Annotated in this window: 16 protein-coding genes and 2 pseudogenes; 8 read left to right on the top strand and 10 right to left on the bottom strand. The window is 66.4% G+C overall.

Annotated features, from left to right (window positions below):
• Nucleotides 1-391 precede the first annotated feature (391 nt).
• From ADT71_RS16420 to ADT71_RS16400, 6 genes and pseudogenes are all read left to right on the top strand, one after another.
• The gene (locus ADT71_RS16420) at nucleotides 392-1,384 is read left to right on the top strand and encodes a glycosyltransferase (RefSeq protein WP_054438526.1); all 993 of its coding nucleotides are present in this window, start codon (nucleotides 392-394) and stop codon (nucleotides 1,382-1,384) included.
• A 1-nt stretch (nucleotide 1,385) separates the two neighbouring features.
• Complete coding sequence (locus tag ADT71_RS35040; protein WP_255351654.1) at nucleotides 1,386-1,901, top strand: oligosaccharide flippase family protein; 516 nt, start codon at nucleotides 1,386-1,388, stop codon at nucleotides 1,899-1,901.
• Between the two features lie 2 nt (nucleotides 1,902-1,903).
• The gene (locus ADT71_RS16415) at nucleotides 1,904-2,899 is read left to right on the top strand and encodes an oligosaccharide flippase family protein (RefSeq protein ID WP_255351656.1); all 996 of its coding nucleotides are present in this window, start codon (nucleotides 1,904-1,906) and stop codon (nucleotides 2,897-2,899) included.
• Nucleotides 2,900-2,925: 26 nt separating this feature from the next.
• Nucleotides 2,926-4,092, top strand: coding sequence for a hypothetical protein (locus ADT71_RS16410; RefSeq protein ID WP_054438525.1), 1,167 nt, complete (start codon nucleotides 2,926-2,928; stop codon nucleotides 4,090-4,092).
• Between the two features lie 192 nt (nucleotides 4,093-4,284).
• Entirely contained in the window at nucleotides 4,285-5,244 is a 960-nt protein-coding gene (locus tag ADT71_RS16405; RefSeq protein ID WP_082370395.1) for an aspartyl protease family protein, read from the top strand.
• A 110-nt stretch (nucleotides 5,245-5,354) separates the two neighbouring features.
• Nucleotides 5,355-7,174 (top strand): annotated as a pseudogene (locus tag ADT71_RS16400) (ABC transporter ATP-binding protein/permease).
• Between the two features lie 218 nt (nucleotides 7,175-7,392).
• On the opposite strand, the gene ADT71_RS16395 reads toward ADT71_RS16400, so the two are convergent.
• The 6 genes and pseudogenes from ADT71_RS16395 to ADT71_RS16370 all read right to left on the bottom strand — a co-directional run bounded on the left by ADT71_RS16395 (nucleotide 7,393) and on the right by ADT71_RS16370 (nucleotide 11,383).
• A complete protein-coding gene (locus ADT71_RS16395) occupies nucleotides 7,393-7,593 on the bottom strand; it encodes a DUF1737 domain-containing protein (protein WP_021235064.1) in 201 nt (66 codons plus the stop codon).
• 24 nt (nucleotides 7,594-7,617) lie between these two features.
• Complete coding sequence (locus tag ADT71_RS16390) at nucleotides 7,618-8,244, bottom strand: phytanoyl-CoA dioxygenase family protein (RefSeq protein ID WP_231635938.1); 627 nt, start codon at nucleotides 8,242-8,244, stop codon at nucleotides 7,618-7,620.
• Nucleotides 8,245-8,319: 75 nt separating this feature from the next.
• Nucleotides 8,320-8,718: a GFA family protein gene (locus ADT71_RS16385; RefSeq protein WP_054438523.1), complete on the bottom strand. Its 399-nt coding sequence runs from the start codon at nucleotides 8,716-8,718 to the stop codon at nucleotides 8,320-8,322.
• 130 nt (nucleotides 8,719-8,848) lie between these two features.
• On the bottom strand, nucleotides 8,849-10,147 hold the full coding sequence (hslU, locus tag ADT71_RS16380) for an ATP-dependent protease ATPase subunit HslU (RefSeq protein WP_054438521.1): 1,299 nt from the start codon (nucleotides 10,145-10,147) through the stop codon (nucleotides 8,849-8,851).
• Nucleotides 10,148-10,160: 13 nt separating this feature from the next.
• A complete protein-coding gene (hslV, locus tag ADT71_RS16375; protein ID WP_054438519.1) occupies nucleotides 10,161-10,718 on the bottom strand; it encodes an ATP-dependent protease subunit HslV in 558 nt (185 codons plus the stop codon).
• Between the two features lie 171 nt (nucleotides 10,719-10,889).
• Nucleotides 10,890-11,383, bottom strand: a pseudogene (locus ADT71_RS16370) (outer membrane protein assembly factor BamE).
• A gap of 169 nt (nucleotides 11,384-11,552) precedes the next feature.
• Here ADT71_RS16370 and ADT71_RS16365 point away from each other — a divergent pair.
• Together ADT71_RS16365 and ADT71_RS16360 are read left to right on the top strand one after the other, a co-directional pair.
• Entirely contained in the window at nucleotides 11,553-12,068 is a 516-nt protein-coding gene (locus ADT71_RS16365) for a ubiquinol-cytochrome C chaperone family protein (RefSeq protein WP_054438517.1), read from the top strand.
• A complete protein-coding gene (locus tag ADT71_RS16360) occupies nucleotides 12,065-12,595 on the top strand; it encodes a DUF177 domain-containing protein (protein WP_082370393.1) in 531 nt (176 codons plus the stop codon). Before ADT71_RS16365 ends, ADT71_RS16360 begins: the two co-directional genes overlap by 4 nt.
• A gap of 87 nt (nucleotides 12,596-12,682) precedes the next feature.
• On the opposite strand, the gene ssb is transcribed toward ADT71_RS16360, so the two are convergent.
• The 4 genes from ssb to ADT71_RS16340 all read right to left on the bottom strand — a co-directional run bounded on the left by ssb (nucleotide 12,683) and on the right by ADT71_RS16340 (nucleotide 16,320).
• Nucleotides 12,683-13,294, bottom strand: a complete 612-nt coding sequence (gene ssb, locus ADT71_RS16355; RefSeq protein WP_054438515.1) for a single-stranded DNA-binding protein — start codon at nucleotides 13,292-13,294, stop codon at nucleotides 12,683-12,685.
• A gap of 82 nt (nucleotides 13,295-13,376) precedes the next feature.
• Nucleotides 13,377-15,221, bottom strand: coding sequence for a ferrous iron transporter B (locus tag ADT71_RS16350; RefSeq protein ID WP_054438513.1), 1,845 nt, complete (start codon nucleotides 15,219-15,221; stop codon nucleotides 13,377-13,379).
• A complete protein-coding gene (locus tag ADT71_RS16345) occupies nucleotides 15,218-15,457 on the bottom strand; it encodes a FeoA family protein (RefSeq protein ID WP_054438512.1) in 240 nt (79 codons plus the stop codon). The genes ADT71_RS16350 and ADT71_RS16345 overlap by 4 nt, the downstream gene beginning before the upstream one ends.
• Before the next feature lie 209 nt (nucleotides 15,458-15,666).
• The gene (locus tag ADT71_RS16340) at nucleotides 15,667-16,320 is read right to left on the bottom strand and encodes a COQ9 family protein (protein WP_054438541.1); all 654 of its coding nucleotides are present in this window, start codon (nucleotides 16,318-16,320) and stop codon (nucleotides 15,667-15,669) included.
• Between the last annotated feature and the right edge of the window lie 5 nt (nucleotides 16,321-16,325).

Here is a 16,325-nt window from a genome sequence, read left to right as displayed (position 1 = left end):
AGTCCCATCAAGGACCCGCCGACAAAACAACCGGACAACCATCCGTCCCCGATCTTTACCTCGAGGAGCAAGTTGCCCGTAGCTGGTGGCGACCGCTGCGAAACCGTGTGGTCCGCTGCGGTGAGAGGCCCTCTAAGTCCCGCCCTTGATTCGGTCAACACCCCTTTTTCAAAAAAATGACACTCAGGTAAAAAAGGTCAGTTTACGGGGAGTTCGGCCTTATCGCCGACAGGATATGGGGTTTGTTCCCGAATTATCAACCGAGGCCCCGTTTGCCTCCAGGCCGAAGGGCCGCCAGAGCTGCCAAACACCGTTTGTTTACCCTGAAACCCTATCACGACCGACACGGCCACCGGTTGGAGAAGGCCGCGATCACGGGATTGCCCAAGAGATGAACTGCCCTTCCCTCAGTGTCGCCATGAGCATCTACAATGGCGAACGGTTCCTGGCGGCAGCCATCGAAAGCGTTCTGGCGCAGACCTTCGGCGATTTCGAGTTCCTTATCCTCGATGACGGCTCCACTGACGCAACCCCGCGGATCGTGCGGGAATTCGCTGCCCGCGATAGCCGCATCCGCCCGATCATCCGCGAGAACCGGGGGCTCGTTGCAAGCCTCAACGAGCTTCTTCACGAAGCGCGCGCGCCGCTGGTGGCACGTATGGATGCCGACGATATCTGCGAACCCGAGCGCTTCGCCAGCCAGGTCGCCTTCCTCGATGCCAATCCGGATTACGGCGTGATCGGGTGCCGCAGCCATGACATCGACGAGAACGATGCGCCCTATCGCGTTAGCGGGCCGGAGCACCCCGATACGCACGAGGCCTTCATCGCCGCGATCAAGGCCCGGCATCCCCTGCTCTGCCACCCCGCCGTCATGTACCGACGGGAACTGGTGCTTTCGATGGGGGGATATCACGCCGCGTTCCGGCACTGCGAGGATCTCGACCTCTGGCTCAGGCTGGCCTCGATCACCAAGCTGGCCAGCCTGCCGCAGCGCCTGATCCGCTATCGCCATTACCCCGACCAGGTTTCCCAGCGCCATGTCACCGAGCAGCAGACCGGCGCCGCCATTGCGCTGCTCGCCTGGAAGGAACGAGAGGCCGGTCTGCCCGACCCCACGGCGGACCTCGAACGGCTGCCCCCGATCGACGAGCTCGACGAGCTGTTCGGGCGCGAGGGGATCTCGCGCGCGGTTCGTGCCCGCGTGGCGCCTGACCTGCTCTATTCACCCACGGGGCTTCGAGACGAGGGGTTCGATCTGATCCTGCGTCATCTGAGAGAAGGCGGCGCGCGCGAGGGGATGTGGCGGACGGTCGTGCGGCTGCTGCGGCTCGGCGAACCGCGGCGCGCGCTCCGGCTCGCCGCGACGCTGGCGGCACATTGACATGAGCGAAGACACTGCCCCCACCGACGGCCGCGAACCCGCCGCGATGAGCGTGCGCGGGGCTGCGGCCTGGGCCATGGTGGGACAGTATCTTTCCTTCGCCATGCAGTTCGCGACTTCCGTGGTGATCTCGCGGTTCTTCCTGACACCGGCGGAAGTGGGCCTGTTCTCCATCGCGCTTGCCGCAGCCCTGCTCGTGGCGATCCTCCAGGACTTCGGACTCTCCCGCTACATTTCGGGACTCGCCGTGCTCGACGGGCGCGAAGTGGCCCGGTGCAGTTCGGTGGCGCTGCTGTTCTCGCTCGTGGTCGTCGCGGTGATCTGGGCGCTCGCCTGGCCGATGGCGCACATCTATGCCCAGCCTGCCCTGACGCCCATCCTCCTCATCATCGGGGGCAGCTACTTCTTCCTGCCGCTGACGGTCGTGCCTATGGCGCTGATGGCGCGGGCCATGCAGTTCCGGGGACACTTCGCCATCAATGTCGGCGCGCCTTCACGCAAGGCGCGGTCGCGGTAGCGCTGGCGGCTGCGGGCGAATCCTCCTTTGCGCTGGCATGGGCCACAGTGGCATCCGCCGCCTCGCGCGGGATCATCGCGCAGTTCCTGCGCCCCGCCCTGCCCTGGCCGCTGCGCGTGGACGGTGCGCGGCCGGTGCTGAGCTTCGGCGCCCGTTCCAGCGTGCTCTACCTGACCGGTGCACTGGGCACGCGCAGCCCGGACCTGATCCTCGGAAAGCTGCTGAACCTCGCCGCCGTCGGGTTCTACAGCCGCGCGGCCAGCCTGTCCGACCAGTTCCGCACGCTGATCTCGGGCGCCATCGGCAGCGTGTTCTTCCCCGCCTTCGCCCGTATCCGCGACCGGGGGGAGCCGCTTGGCCCCGCATATCTCAGGGTCTGTGCAGGCTATTCGGCCGTCATCTGGCCCGGCATGGCGGGGCTCGCACTGGCAGCAGACCCGCTGGTCCGCATTCTTTACGGCGAAGCGTGGATGCGCACGGCGCCGCTGCTGACGATGATCTCGCTCACCGAAATCATGCTGATCGCCCTGCCGCTGGTGAGCGACCTGCCGATCCTGCTGGGACGGCTCAACCGCCTGCTGGCCTTCAACATCGCCGATACCGTGCTTTCCATCGCGCTTCTGGCGTTCGGCTGCCTCTGGGGGCTGGAGGGCGCGGCAGCCTCGCGCCTTGTCTACGGTACGCTCTGGCTCGGCCTCTATGCGCGCTTCATTCACGGACTGGTTCGCTTCGACGTGCGCGCCCTGCTGCACATCTATGCCCGCAGCGCCGCCGCGACGCTGGCCGCAATCGCCCCGCTGACGCTGTGCTACCTGTTCTGGACGCCGCCCGCGCAGCTCGGCTTCGCACTGCTGCTCGCCACCACGATCGCCGGCGTGGCGGCTTGGCTGGCGACGCTGTTCCTGCTGCGCCACCCCGCGCTCGACGACCTCCTCGGCCTCGCCTCGTCGCTGCCTTTCGCGCGGACCGTCGCCAACCGCCTTCAGGCCGCTCGTTGAGCGCGGCCGCACAGAGACCTGCACCGATGGACGAAACGATCTCCCTTTCCGCCTGCCACGTCGCCGAGGACCGGGGGATCGTGCGCCAGTCTCCGCGGCCGGAAAACCTGCGTAACGCCGCCTATGCCGCGCAGTTCGACTGGCGCACGATCTTTTACGACGTCTATCGCTCCGGGCCGGAGGTGGTGCTTCAGGGGCCGCCCTTCCTGAACTTCCTGCCGATGCTGAAGGCGGCCGAGGGCCTGCGCGGCAAGTTCCGGCCGCTCTGGCCCAAGGCCCGCCTCGTGGATCGCAGCAAGGGCTGCGAAATCCGCCTGCGCCATGACGGCGATACCCTGTTGCTGGACGGAGCTCTCGGCCGGTTCGACATCACCGTCCAGCCCGACCTCTCGCACCTTTTCGCAGGGCGGCGGGTGATCCACACATTGTCCCGCAACAACGACATTCGCTGGATCAAGGACTGGATCGCCTTCTATGCCGCGATCCACGGCGCCGACGGCGTGCTGCTCTACGACAACGCCTCGACCGCCTATACCCTTGGGGAACTTCGCGCCGCGCTGGAGCAGGTCTTCCCGGACATGGCTGTCGCGGTGGTGGACTGGCCCTTCATCTACGGGCCGCAGGGCGGTCTTGCCGGGGCGGTGGACGGCCGGGAGACGCCCTGGGATTCGGACTATTGCCAGACCGGATCGCTCCAGCATGCGCGCTTCCGCTTCCTGCGCCGCGCACGCAGCGTGCTCAACGTCGATATAGACGAGCTCGTCCTTTCCAGCCGGGAACGATCGATCTTCGCCGAAACCGAAGCCTCGAAGGCGGGCTTCATCAAGTTCGGCGGCTCATGGATCAGCAGCGCCAACCACCGCGCCGCCACGCCCGAGGATTGCCGCCACGGCGACTTTCTCCTGCGCGACCGGGAAGAGCAGGAGATCTGCCCCCCGAAGTGGTGCATCGTTCCCGATGCGCGCCACGATGCAAAGTACACATGGTCGGTCCACAACGTCTTCGGATCGCCCCACAACCGCACCCTCTCCCCGGAATTCGGCTATCGCCACATGAAGGGCATATCCAACAGCTGGAAGTACGACCGTTGGGAACGCGCCTCTCCAGACCCGGCGCGCTTCGTCGAGGACCCGGACTTGCGCGCGGCCTTCGAACGCAGCGGCCTGATCGTGGCAGAAGCCGCCGCGCGCTGACTGGCGCGCCGTTCATGCCGCCGCGCGGATCGCTGGCGATATTGCTGCGGAAAATGCTGCGCGAAGGCACCTCCCGATTCGGGACGCAGTCACCCCCGGAACCCGCGAGTTTCCTTTGTTCCACTCGCGTTTCATGGTAGTGTCCATGCCTGACAACAATCCGACGGGGATCAACCCCGCGGGGAGGATGACATGGCCGCAAGCATGCTTGCGAAGGCACTTCTTATCGCGGAATCGGTGATTCTGGGCGTGAGCCCTCCTGCCGTATCCGGGACGCCGGCACCCACCGGCGCCGACCCTCCGGCCCTGGCCCTGAGAGGCTCCATCAAGGATGCCTTGCAGGATACCGAAACCGTGCAGGGCCAGGCCGACATCGACGACCGGATGACCGTGGACGTCGGGCTGGAAGGCAAGGGCCCCTACCGCTTCCTGATCGACACGGGATCGCAGAACACGGTGGTTTCCAGCACGCTGGCGGGCAGGCTCGGGCTCGTGCAGGGGCCGGAAGTGCGCGTCATCAGCATGGGCGGCAGCAGCAGCGTGGCCACCGCGCAGCTCCAGTCACTCGATATCGGGCAGAAGAACTACACGGACCTGACCGTGCCCCTGCTGGAACGACAGCACATCGGGGCGGACGGGATCGTCGGCACGGACAGCCTGCAAGGGCAGCGGGTCGTGCTGGACTTCGTGCACAATACCATCGCCATCGGCGACGCCCAGAGCCTGGGCGGCAGCAGCGGTTACGAGATCGTGGTGCGCGCCCGCAAGCGCGAGGGGCGCCTCATCCTGACCGATGCGCTGATCGACGGTATCCGCGCAGACGTCGTCATCGACACCGGCGCCAGTTCGACCATCGGCAACCTCGCCCTGCAACGCGCGATCCGCGAAAGGTCCGCCGGCCAGACCACCCTGCTCAGCGTCACCGGCCACGAACTGCCCGCCGGCCTCGGCGTGGCGAAAGTGCTGAGGATCAGCGACGTCAACATTTCCAACGTGGTGATCGCCTTCGCCGATGCCCCCGCCTTCAAGGAACTGAGCCTGCGCAAACGCCCCGCGATCTTCCTGGGCATGCGCGAACTCAGGGTGTTCAAGCGGATCGCGATAGACTTCTCGACGCGCCGCATCCTGTTCGACATGCCGAAGGGATCGTGAAAAGGCCCCGCCGCGCACCGTCCACCGCGCGGGCGATAGCGGGAACCGCCCTCTTTCCGCGAATTCCCGGACGCGATTGTCTATCGACGCGAACACCCTAAATAGCAGCGATGCCGCCAGACACCGCCGTAACCGATTCCCGCGCCCGCCACGATGGCTGGCGCACCCTGCTGCGCTTCATGCCGTATCTCTGGCCCGCCGGGAATCCGGCGCTGCGCTGGCGGATCGTCTGGGCCTGCGTGTTCATCCTGCTTTCCACCGCGACCCAGCTTGCCCTGCCTTACCTGATGAAGTGGGCGGTCGACCTGATGGGCGCCACCGGCCCGAAGCTGGTGCAGCTCGCGATGCTGATGGTGCTGGGTTACGCAGCGGGCCGCCTGATTCAGACCGCGTTCGACAACTTCCGCAACATCGTGTTCGAGCGTGTGGGACAGGATGCGACCCGCGAACTGGCGGAAAACGTGTTCGGCCAGCTCCACCGGCTCTCGCTGCGGTTCCACCTTGCCCGCCGCACCGGGGAAGTGACCAAGACGATCGAGCGCGGGACCAAGAGCATCGACACGATGCTCTATTTCATGCTCTTCAACATCGCGCCCACCATCCTGCAACTGCTGGTGGTGGCGTGATCTTCTACATCAATTTCGGCCCCGGCCTCGTCATCGCCACTGCCGTGGCGATCGCCGCCTATATCTGGGTGACCCGCACGATCACCGAATGGCGCACCAAGCTGCGCGAACAGATGAACCGGCTGGACGGGCAGGCGCTGGCCCGCGCGGTGGACTCGCTGCTCAACTATGAAACGGTGAAGTACTTCTCCGCCGAGGACCGCGAACGGGAGCGTTACGCCCAGGCGACGAGGGCCTATGCGGTCGCGGCGGTCAAGAGCGAGAACTCGCTCGGGCTGCTCAACATCGCGCAGGGCGTGGTGGTCAACCTGCTGATGGCGGGCGCGCTGGGCTATACCGTCTGGGGCTGGTACAAGGGCCAGTACACGGCCGGCCAGCTCGTTTTCGTGCAGACCTACCTCACGCAGCTTTTCCGCCCGCTCGACATGCTCGGCATGGTCTATCGCACGATCCGGCAGGGCCTGATCGACATGGCGGAAATGTTCCGGCTGCTCGACGAACCGCAGGAAGTCTCGGACAAGCCCGGCGCCCCGGCGCTGGTGATCCGCCGGCCCTCGGTGGTGTTCGACAATGTGGAGTTCGGCTACGAGCCCGACCGCCGCATCCTCAAGGGCCTCTCGTTCGAGGTTCCGGCCGGGCAGAACTTCGCCGTCGTCGGGCCTTCGGGCGCGGGCAAGTCCACGCTCGCGCGGCTGCTGTTCCGCTTCTACGATCCCCAGCAGGGCCGCATCCTGATCGACGGGCAGGACATCGCCGGGATCACCCAGGCCAGCCTGCGCGCCGCCATCGGCATCGTTCCGCAGGACTCGGTGCTGTTCAACGACACCATCGGCTACAACATCGCCTATGGCCGCGACGGCGCCGGGCAGGACGAGGTGGAAAACGCCGCGCGGGGCGCCGCGCTGATGGGCCTGATCGACCGCCTGCCGCAGGGTTTCGCCACCGAAGTGGGCGAACGCGGCCTCAAGCTTTCCGGCGGCGAGAAACAGCGCGTGGCGATCGCCCGCACGCTGGTCAAGAACCCGCCGATCCTGCTGCTCGACGAAGCCACGTCCGCGCTGGACACCCGCACGGAGCAGGACATCCTCGCCACGCTGCACCGCGTTTCCGAGAACCGCACCAGCCTGTCGATCGCGCACCGGCTTTCGACCATCGCCGATGCGGACCGGATTCTCGTGCTCAATGACGGGCGCCTGGCCGAGAGCGGCACCCATTCCCAGCTCCTGCGGCAGGACGGGCTCTATGCGGAAATGTGGGCGCGCCAGGCCGCCGAAGCCGAAGCGATGATCGAAGCGGCAGAATAAGGCGGGACCGCCTGCTTGCGGGAACCATCGGAAGGGGTCGGGGGTTTCTCCGCCATGCCCCTTCCGACCCGGAGCCTCCCGCACGTGAAATGCCCCCCGCTGTCCGCAATCCTACTGCACATGGCAGCGCTGGCTCCCCTGGTCGCGGCGGCGCTTATCCCCGGTGTCGTCTTCGCCTGACGCGCCGCTGCGCTTTCAGGATACGGCGCGCCGGCACTTTATTTGACAACGTCGGCCTCGTGCCACACCACCGCCTGAGCCGCCTTCATGCAATTCTCGGCCGTATCCCACGATAGCGAGGGCGAGCCGTAGAGCCGCCAGCCCTGCGCCAGTGCTTCCGACACACGCTCGCAAAAGGCGCGGTCGTCCGCTCCGGTGAGCAGGCGGTAGATCGGGCGGTCTTCGGGCGTCTGGTACATCGGCATCTCTCTCAATTTCGAATGTCAGATGCCTAGCCACTCCAGCGGGGCTGGCAAGTCCCCGGCAGCGTAATCGACCTGGAGCACCCGGCGGCGACGGCCGGGCCGGGCCGCGTGGGAGGCATGGAGGATCGGAGTTCGATAGATCCAGACATCCCCGGTGTCCGCCAGACACGAGAACACCGGCGCACGAGCCACGATCGCGTCCACATCGGCCACCGCGATGCGTCCCAGCCGGTGCGAGCCCGGAACGATCAGCAGCGGGGCGTTTCCGGCATCGACCGGATCGAGATGAATGCGCACCGTCAGCATCCCTTCGATCAACGCGAAGGGCGGTTCCACATGGCAAATGCCCTGCTTGACGGTCCAAGGCCCGAAGCCCGGCAAATCCGCTTCGGCGCGGACCGCGATCGTCCGGTCCTGATGCCAGCCCAGCGACCAGTCGGCCCGGTCGTTCTTGTCGAACAGCACCGCCCTGACCGGGCGCACCGGCAGACCGGCCAGTTCCGCCAGTCGCGCCGACCGGCGCTTCCTGCCCGAGCAGCCGCGCCAGTCCGGCATCTCCCGCGATCCGGGTTCCGGCCCGGCCGTCCGGCCATTTCGCCAGAACCCCGGCAAGCGCATCGAGGATCGGCGAAGCCAGCCCGCCATGAAAACAGGCGCCATCACGGTCCAGACGGAGTTGCAGCCGCTCGTCTCCGGCTTCCGCAGGAGGCGCGGAGCCGTTCACCCCGGATAGCGTTCGAATTCGGGAAGATCGCCGATCTGCTTCATCCAGCCGATCCGCTCGGCAACCTGGATATGGGCTCCGGGCGGGAGGGCATCGGGATCGTCGAGCGTGGCGACCTGGATATCCACGAGGCCGGGCAGGTATTCCTCGTTCGTGTACCACAGCCCGGTGCCGCAGCGCGGGCAGAAGTGGCGCATGGCGCTGCCGCTGGAGTTGTAGACACTGGCCTGGCCTGCGGTCACCGTGAATTCCGGCGATTTGAAAGCGGCCCAGGCCACCGTCGGCGCGCCGGACGACTTGCGGCAATCGGCGCAGTGGCAAAGCGCGACGTGTTCCGGCTCACCCTCTACAGTGTAGCGAACGTCGCTGCACTGGCATCCACCTTCGAGCGTCATTGCGAATCTCCTTCTGATGCGAGGGAGACTAGCCGGCCAGCAAGAACATTCAAGGAACAAATGAACACCGCCCCGAACCGCGCCGCTTGCGCGGCAGCGATCCGGGGCGGCAGTCCGGGGCTATCGGGATTTACAGGATGTACTTCGACAGGTCGGCGTTGCCGGCAAGGCCTTCCAGCCTGTCGCGAACGTAAGTCTCGTCGATGGTCACGGTCTCGCCCTTGCGGTCCTCGGCCTCGAAGCTGAGTTCCTCGAGCAGCTTTTCCATCACCGTCTGCAGGCGCCGGGCGCCGATATTCTCGACGCTCTCGTTCACCAGCGCGGCGATGCGGGCGATTTCGCTGACCGCGTCGCTCGTGACTTCCACCGAAACCTCCTCGGTAGCGAGCAGCGCCCGGTACTGGGCCACCAGGTTCGCGCGGGTTTCCGAGAGGATGCGCACGAAATCGGCCTCGGTCAGCGCCTTCAGCTCTACCCGGATCGGCAGGCGGCCCTGAAGCTCGGGCAGCATGTCGGAAGGCTTGGCGAGGTGGAACGCGCCCGAGGCGATGAAGAGGACATGGTCGGTCTTCATCGGCCCGTACTTGGTGGCAACGGTGGTGCCCTCGATCAGCGGCAGCAGATCGCGCTGCACGCCTTCGCGGCTGACCGAGCCGCCGCGCACGTCGGACACGGCGATCTTGTCGATCTCGTCGAGGAAGACGATGCCGTTGGTCTCGGCATTGGCCAGCGCGGTGCGGGCCACATCGTCCTGGTCCATCCGCTTTTCCGACTCCTCGTCGACCAGCTTGTCCCAGGCGTCAGGCACCTTCATCTTGCGGCGCGTCAGCTTCGGACCGCCGAACTTGCCCATGATGTCCGACAGGTTGATCATGCCGACCGAGCCGCCCATGCCCGGGATCTCCATCGGCGCCGAGGGTCCGTCCTCGACCTCGATCTCGACCTCGGTCTCGTTCATGGCGTTTTCGGTGATACGCTGGTGGAAAGAGGCGCGGGTCGCCTCGGAGGCGCCCTCGCCGACAAGGGCATTGAGCAGGCGCTCCATCGCCGCCTTGGAAGCGGCTTCACGCACCGATTCGCGGCGGCGTTCCTTTTCGAGGCGGATCGCCTCTTCCACCAGATCGCGGGCGATCTGCTCGACATCGCGGCCGACATAGCCGACTTCGGTGAACTTGGTGGCTTCCACCTTCACGAAAGGCGCATCGGCCAGCTTGGCGAGGCGGCGGCTGATCTCGGTCTTGCCGCAGCCCGTGGGGCCGATCATCAGGATGTTCTTCGGCGTCACCTCGTCGCGCAATTCGAGCGAGAGCTTCTGCCTTCTCCAGCGATTGCGCAGGGCCACCGCGACGGCCTTCTTGGCTTCGGTCTGGCCGACGATGTGCTCATCAAGGGCGCGGACGATCGCCTTCGGGGTCAGGTTGTCTTTCATGTTTTCGATGATCTCAGATGGTCTCGACCGTGACGCGGTCGTTGGTGAAGACGCAGATGTCGGCGGCGACGGCCATGGCGCGCCGGGCGATGCGCTCGGCGTCCTCTTCATAGTCGTCGAGCGCGCGGGCGGCGGCGAGCGCATAGTTCCCGCCGGAACCGATCGCGGTGATGCCGCCTTCCGGCTCCAGCACGTCGCCGTTGCCGGTCAGCACCAGCAGGGTATCGGCGTCGGCCACGATCATCAGCGCTTCGAGGTTGCGCAGATACTTGTCGGTGCGCCAGTCCTTCGCCAGTTCCACCGCGGCGCGCATGAGCTGGCCGCGATATTGCTCCAGCTTGCGCTCCAGCCGTTCGAAAAGGGTGAAGGCATCGGCGGTGGCGCCGGCAAAGCCCGCGATCACCTTCCCGTCGCCGATGCGGCGCACCTTGCGCGCATTGGGCTTCATGACGGTGTTGCCCATGGAAACCTGCCCGTCACCGGCAATGACGGTCTTGTCACCCTTCTTCACGCCGATGATGGTCGTTCCGTGCCACTGGATCAGGCCGTGGCTCGCCCCGCTATTGTCCATGCCGCGGGATATATGGCCGCGTTCGCACGGTTCAAGCCGTGAGCGTTCCGCCGGACCGGCAAAAACACCCGAAGACCGGACGAAAGCGGGCCGCTGCGGAACACAAAAAAGCCGCGCGACATTCAGGCATGTCGCGCGGGCTTTTTGCAGCGGCAGCTTTCGCTGCCGGCATCAGCTGCCGTTCGGGCCGGGGCCGGTCGGTCCGGTGCTGCCGCCCATGCCGGCTGCGCCGACGGCGCCGATATTGCCGAACAGGTCTTCGAGCAGGCCGCGATGACGGCCCAGCGTCGGCGTCTTGTCGCCATCGGGGTTGATCCGGGCGACTTCCTCGATGCCGCGCTTGTCCACGCCCACCACGTTGCCGGCCGGTCGAATCGCACGCGCAGCACCGTCTGCTCAGAGGTTTGCGGGCGGCGGAACGGCGGGGTCTTCACCGTCTGCGAGATGTAGTAGTAGTCCTTCTCGCCGAACTGACTGATGAAAGTCGGGCGGCCGAGGGTCTTCTCCACCGAGAGGCGATTGTCGATGCCGGGCTGAACCGAATCGAGAAGCGTCTGGTCGACGAGGTAGCCGCGGTGATCGCGGATGGAGGAACAACCTCCCGTCAGCGCAGCCAGCGCCAGCGCGATGCCTGCCGCTTTAGCCATGTGACCGTAACTGCGCATTTTCCCACTCCATTCGGGGCCTGGACCTGCGCCGGGCATTGCCACCCGGCACAGGGCCCATATATCGGCCAGATAACGGCACCGAGCCTTAGAGCCCGCCAGCCCGTCACGCAATGGGCGTTGGGGCAGGTCGATTGAATTGCCGATGAACGAAAGGTCAGACTGTCCCGTGTCCATACTTTCCCGTCTCGTCGGCAAGCGATCCGATACCCGTGCCGAGGTCCGTCCGCTGTGGCACCGCGTAGTCGAGATCGCCCGCGAGAAGCCCTGGTATGCCGAATTCGGCGTGGCCGACAGCGTGGCGGGCCGGTTCGACGCGGTAACGCTGGTGCTGGCGCTCGTGATGCTGCGGATGGAGCGTGACGGGACGCTGATCGAACCTTCCGTGCGCCTGACCGAGCTGTTCGTCGAGGACATGGACGGGCAGCTTCGCCAGTCGGGCGTGGGCGACCTTGTGGTGGGCAAGCGCATGGGCAAGCTCATGAGCGTGCTGGGCGGCCGCATCGGCGCGCTGCGCGAGGCGCTGCCGCTGGGCGCGGAAGAACTGGCGGGCGTCCTGGAACGCAACGTGACGCTGACCGGCACCGCCGACACCCTCAAGCTGGCCGGGCACGTCCAGGCACTGGCCGCCCGGCTCGATACCCTTTCCGATCAAGAGATCCTGAACGCGAGCATTGCGCGATGACCGATACCCCCAACATCAAGCCCGAATTTTCCCGCAGCCTCGACATCCGGCAGGTTGAAGGCAAGGCCGCGCATCTCGCCGCCGATGAGGCCGAGCGCGCCGCCCTGGCCAAACGCTTCATGCTCGTGCGGATCGATTCGCTGTCGGCCGACCTCGAACTCTCGCGCAGGGACCGCAAGGTCGATGTCCGCGGCAGGATCAAGGCGGAATTCGTCCAGGCCTGCGCTGTCTCGGCAGAGGATATCGCCGTCTCGGTGGACGAGCCGGTGTTCTTCCGCTTCGTCCCCGAAGCGACGGACCATGCGCCTGACGAGGAACTGGAACTGGCCGCCGAGGATTGCGACGAGATCGAGTATTCCGGCACGCACTTCGACCTTGGCGAAGCCGTGGCGCAGAGCCTTGCGCTTGCGATCGACCCGTTCCTGACCGGGCCGGACGCCGATGCCGCCCGCAAGGCCGCCGGGATCGGCACGCCCGAGGACAGCGGCCCCTTCGCCGCGCTCAAGGGACTTGGCCTCAAGGAATGAGCGGCTTCGGGGGATAGCCCTGACGGACCTGACGGATACGAAAAAGGGGGCCGAAAGCCCCTTTTCCATGATGTGGTTCGCGAACGATCAGAACGGGATATCGTCGTCGAGATCGTCGCCGAAGCCGCCGCCGGTGCTGCCCGTGCGGCCCCAGTCGTCACCGCCCGAAGACGCGCCGCCCGCGGCGCCGCCGCTGCGGCCCCAGTCTCCGCCCGAACCGCTGCCCGAACCGCCGCCCGAACGGCTGCCGCCGCCGAAGCCGCCCGACGAACCGCCGCTGCTGCCGCCTTCGCCCCAGCCGCCGCCGGAACCGCCGCGCGCGCCGCCGCCGCCAGCGCCGCCACCCTGGGCGCCGTCAAGCATGGTGAGCACGCCGCCGATGCCGCCGACCGAGACTTCGGTGGTGTAGCGATCGTTGCCGTTCTGGTCCTGCCACTTGCGGGTGCGCAGCTGGCCTTCGATGTAGATCTTCGAGCCCTTGCGCAGGAACCGTTCGACCACGCCGACCAGGCCTTCGCTCTGGATCACCACGGAGTGCCACTCGGTACGCTCCTTGCGTTCTCCGGTGGCGCGATCCTTCCAGTTTTCCGAGGTCGCGATGCGCAGATTGGCAATGCGCCCGCCGTTCTGGAACGACTTCACTTCGGGATCGGCTCCGAGGTTGCCGATCAGAATGACCTTGTTGACGCTGCCTGCCATGAGGGAATCGCTTTCCTGTATAAATTCGGCGAACGGGGTAGCGAATGGCGAGCCCGGGCGCGAGTCTGCCGAGGCGGGTTTTCTACAACCCAGCCCCCACCGCGACCCAGTAGGTCACGCCCGCCGCCACGTAGGCAAGGCCGAACAGGTAGGCGAGCATGAAGATCGGCCACCTCCAGCCGTTGGTCTCGCGGCGGGTGACGGCGATGGTCGACATGCACTGCGGCGCGAAGACGAACCAGGCCAGGAACGCCAGCGCCATCGGCAGGGTCCAGCGGCCCTTGAGCCGGTCGCCCAGTTCAACCGCCTGCGCATCCTCGTCGTCCCCGGCATCGACGGCATATGTCGTCGCCAGCGAGGAGACCGCCACTTCGCGCGCGGCCATGGCCGGGATCAGTGCCAGTGCCATGTCGCGGTTGAAGCCGATCGGTTCCACCACCACGGCAAGGCCATTGGCGATCTTGCCCGCGATCGAGGCGTCGACCTGGCTCTCGCCGGGCTTGGCCTGCGGGAAGTTGAGCAGCACCCAAAGCACCACGGTGACGGTGAAGATGATCGTGCCGGCGCGGCGCAGGAAGATCCACGCACGTTGCCACAGGCCAATCGCCATGTCCTTGAGACGGGGCAACTGATACTTCGGCATCTCCATGATGAAGCCCGAAGCGGCACCCTTGGTAACCGTGCTGCGAAGGATCAGCGCCACCACCATGGCCCCGACGATGCCCGCGACATACAGCGCGAAAAGCACGAGGCCTTGCAGGTGTACGCCTCCACCGATGTCGTTGTTGGGAATGAAGGCGCTGATGATAACCGCATAGACCGGCAGGCGCGCCGAACAGGTCATCAGCGGAGCGATCAGGATCGTGGTCAGCCGGTCCTTGGGATCGGTGATCGAACGGGTGGCCATGATGCCGGGAATGGCGCAGGCGAAGCTGGAGAGCAGCGGAATGAAGCTGCGGCCAGAAAGCCCCACGAACGCCATCAGCCGGTCCATCAGGAAGGCCGCGCGGGCCATGTAGCCCGAGGCTTCCAGCGCCAGAATGAAGGCGAAGAGGATGACGATCTGCGGCAGGAACACGATCACCGCACCGACGCCGGCGATCACACCGTCGGTCAGGAGGTCGCGCAGCAAGCCGGGGGGCATCGCGCCCTTCACGGTATCGTGCAGCCAGCCCGCGCCGGCATCCAGCGCATCAGCGAACGGCGTCGCCCAGGCAAACACCGCCTGGAACATCACGAAGAACACCGCCATCATGATGAGGAAGCCGAACCAGGGGTGCAGCAGCACCTTGTCGAGCTTCGCGTGGAGGCGGTGGCGCTTCGATTCGGACAGGATCGCGGCGTCGGCCATGGCATGGGCGGCAACGCGGCGCTCGGTGGCGCCAAGCGCGGTCAGGCCCGGCCCCGGATGGCGGGTTTCCGCCGAGGCGATCGCTTCGGCAAGTTCGACGAGGCCGCGGCGGCGCACGGCGACGGTGGAGATCACCCGCACGCCCAGTTCTTCCTGAAGCACCGCGGGATCGATCACCAGACCGTCACGCTCGGCAAGGTCCACCATGTTGAGCGCGACCACGGTCGGCTTGCCCAGCGCAAGAATTTCCTGCGCAAAAACAAGGTGCTGCTCAAGGTTCGAGGCGTCGAGAACGACCACCAGAACATCGGGCGCGGCTTCCCCGGTGAAGTGACCGGCAATGACCTTGGAGGTCACTTCCTCGTCGGGGCTGGTCGCATCCAAGCTGTAGGCACCCGGAAGGTCGGTCATTTCCACCGGCTCGCCGGTCGGCAGCACGAGGCGGCCCGACTTGCGCTCCACGGTAACCCCCGGATAGTTCGCGATCTTCTGGCGCGCGCCGGTGAGCGCGTTGAACAGCGCGCTCTTGCCCGCATTGGGGTTGCCGACGAGGGCGATCTTGCGCTGGCCGCTCATACCGGCGCGACCTCCATGGCATGGGCGTGAGCCCGGCGCACGGCGATGGTCATGCGGCCGATGGCGATGGCGATCGGGTCGCGCCCTCCGGCGACGCCGCGGTGCGATACCGAGACGATCGCCCCCTCCTCCAGTCCCAGCGCGCGAAGGCGGCGGGCTTCTTCGGGAACGAGGGCATTCCAGTCCACCGCGACGATTCGAGCGCGCTGGTCGATGGGGAGCAGATCGAGAGTCATGCGGCTCCGCTGCCAGATCGGCAGAGCGATTGCAACTTGTTCGCAATAACTAACAATGCAGGCAGGCCCGGAAGACCGGCCGAGGCCGCGCGGCCGCGCCGGCGGGTATCGGGCAAGGCGCGCAAGGCCCCCTGGAAAGTCCGGTATTTCCTCGAAAAAGGCGCCGGGGATCGCCTTCGCGCAGTTCCCCGGCGCTTTTTCGTGAAAGATCAGCGCGCCGGGTAACGCAGCCGGCCCAGCAGCCGCACCAGGCTGATCCGTTCTTCCGGCGCCCGCAGGAACTGGGCCTTGGTCTTCTCGAAGCGGATGATTCCTTCGATCCGGCGGTCGAGGAAGGCGCGGGTCTCGGCCTTGTTCTCGCTCTTGTCGGTGGCGAAGACGCGCAGCGTGGCGGCGTAGATGCCGCCAAGGATCGTGCGCTTGGTATAGTGGTTGTAGTCCGTCGCCGTGTCTCCGGCGAGCCGCCACATGGCATCGGCGCTGTGCCAGCCGAGGCGCAGCGTGGCCTTGAGGTTCTGCGGCATGGACATGATGGTGAGCGCCCGGTTGAGCGCCTCCTCGCGCCCGGCCACGGCATCGAGACGCGCCATGACGAGGCGGCGGATGCGTTCGCGGATGGATACGCCGGCCAGCGAGGCGGCGGGCACGCTGCGCGCCATCTGCTCGTCGACATGGCCGATCCACGCGGAGATCATCGCCATCTGCCCGTCGCGGAAGGCGAATTCGGCCAGGGCCGGATCGACATCCGCGACATGGGCGGCCTGCCGCACCGCATCCATCGTCCAGCCGTCGAACGCGGCGGCATCGGCGATGGCGGGGGCAAGCTGGCGGCGCAGCGCTTCGAGGGTATCAGCCTGTTCCATCATGG

This window comes from Novosphingobium sp. ST904 (assembly GCF_001298105.1).
Taxonomy (GTDB): Bacteria; Pseudomonadota; Alphaproteobacteria; order Sphingomonadales; family Sphingomonadaceae; genus Novosphingobium.
This window is presented reverse-complemented; position numbering and strand designations above follow the sequence as displayed.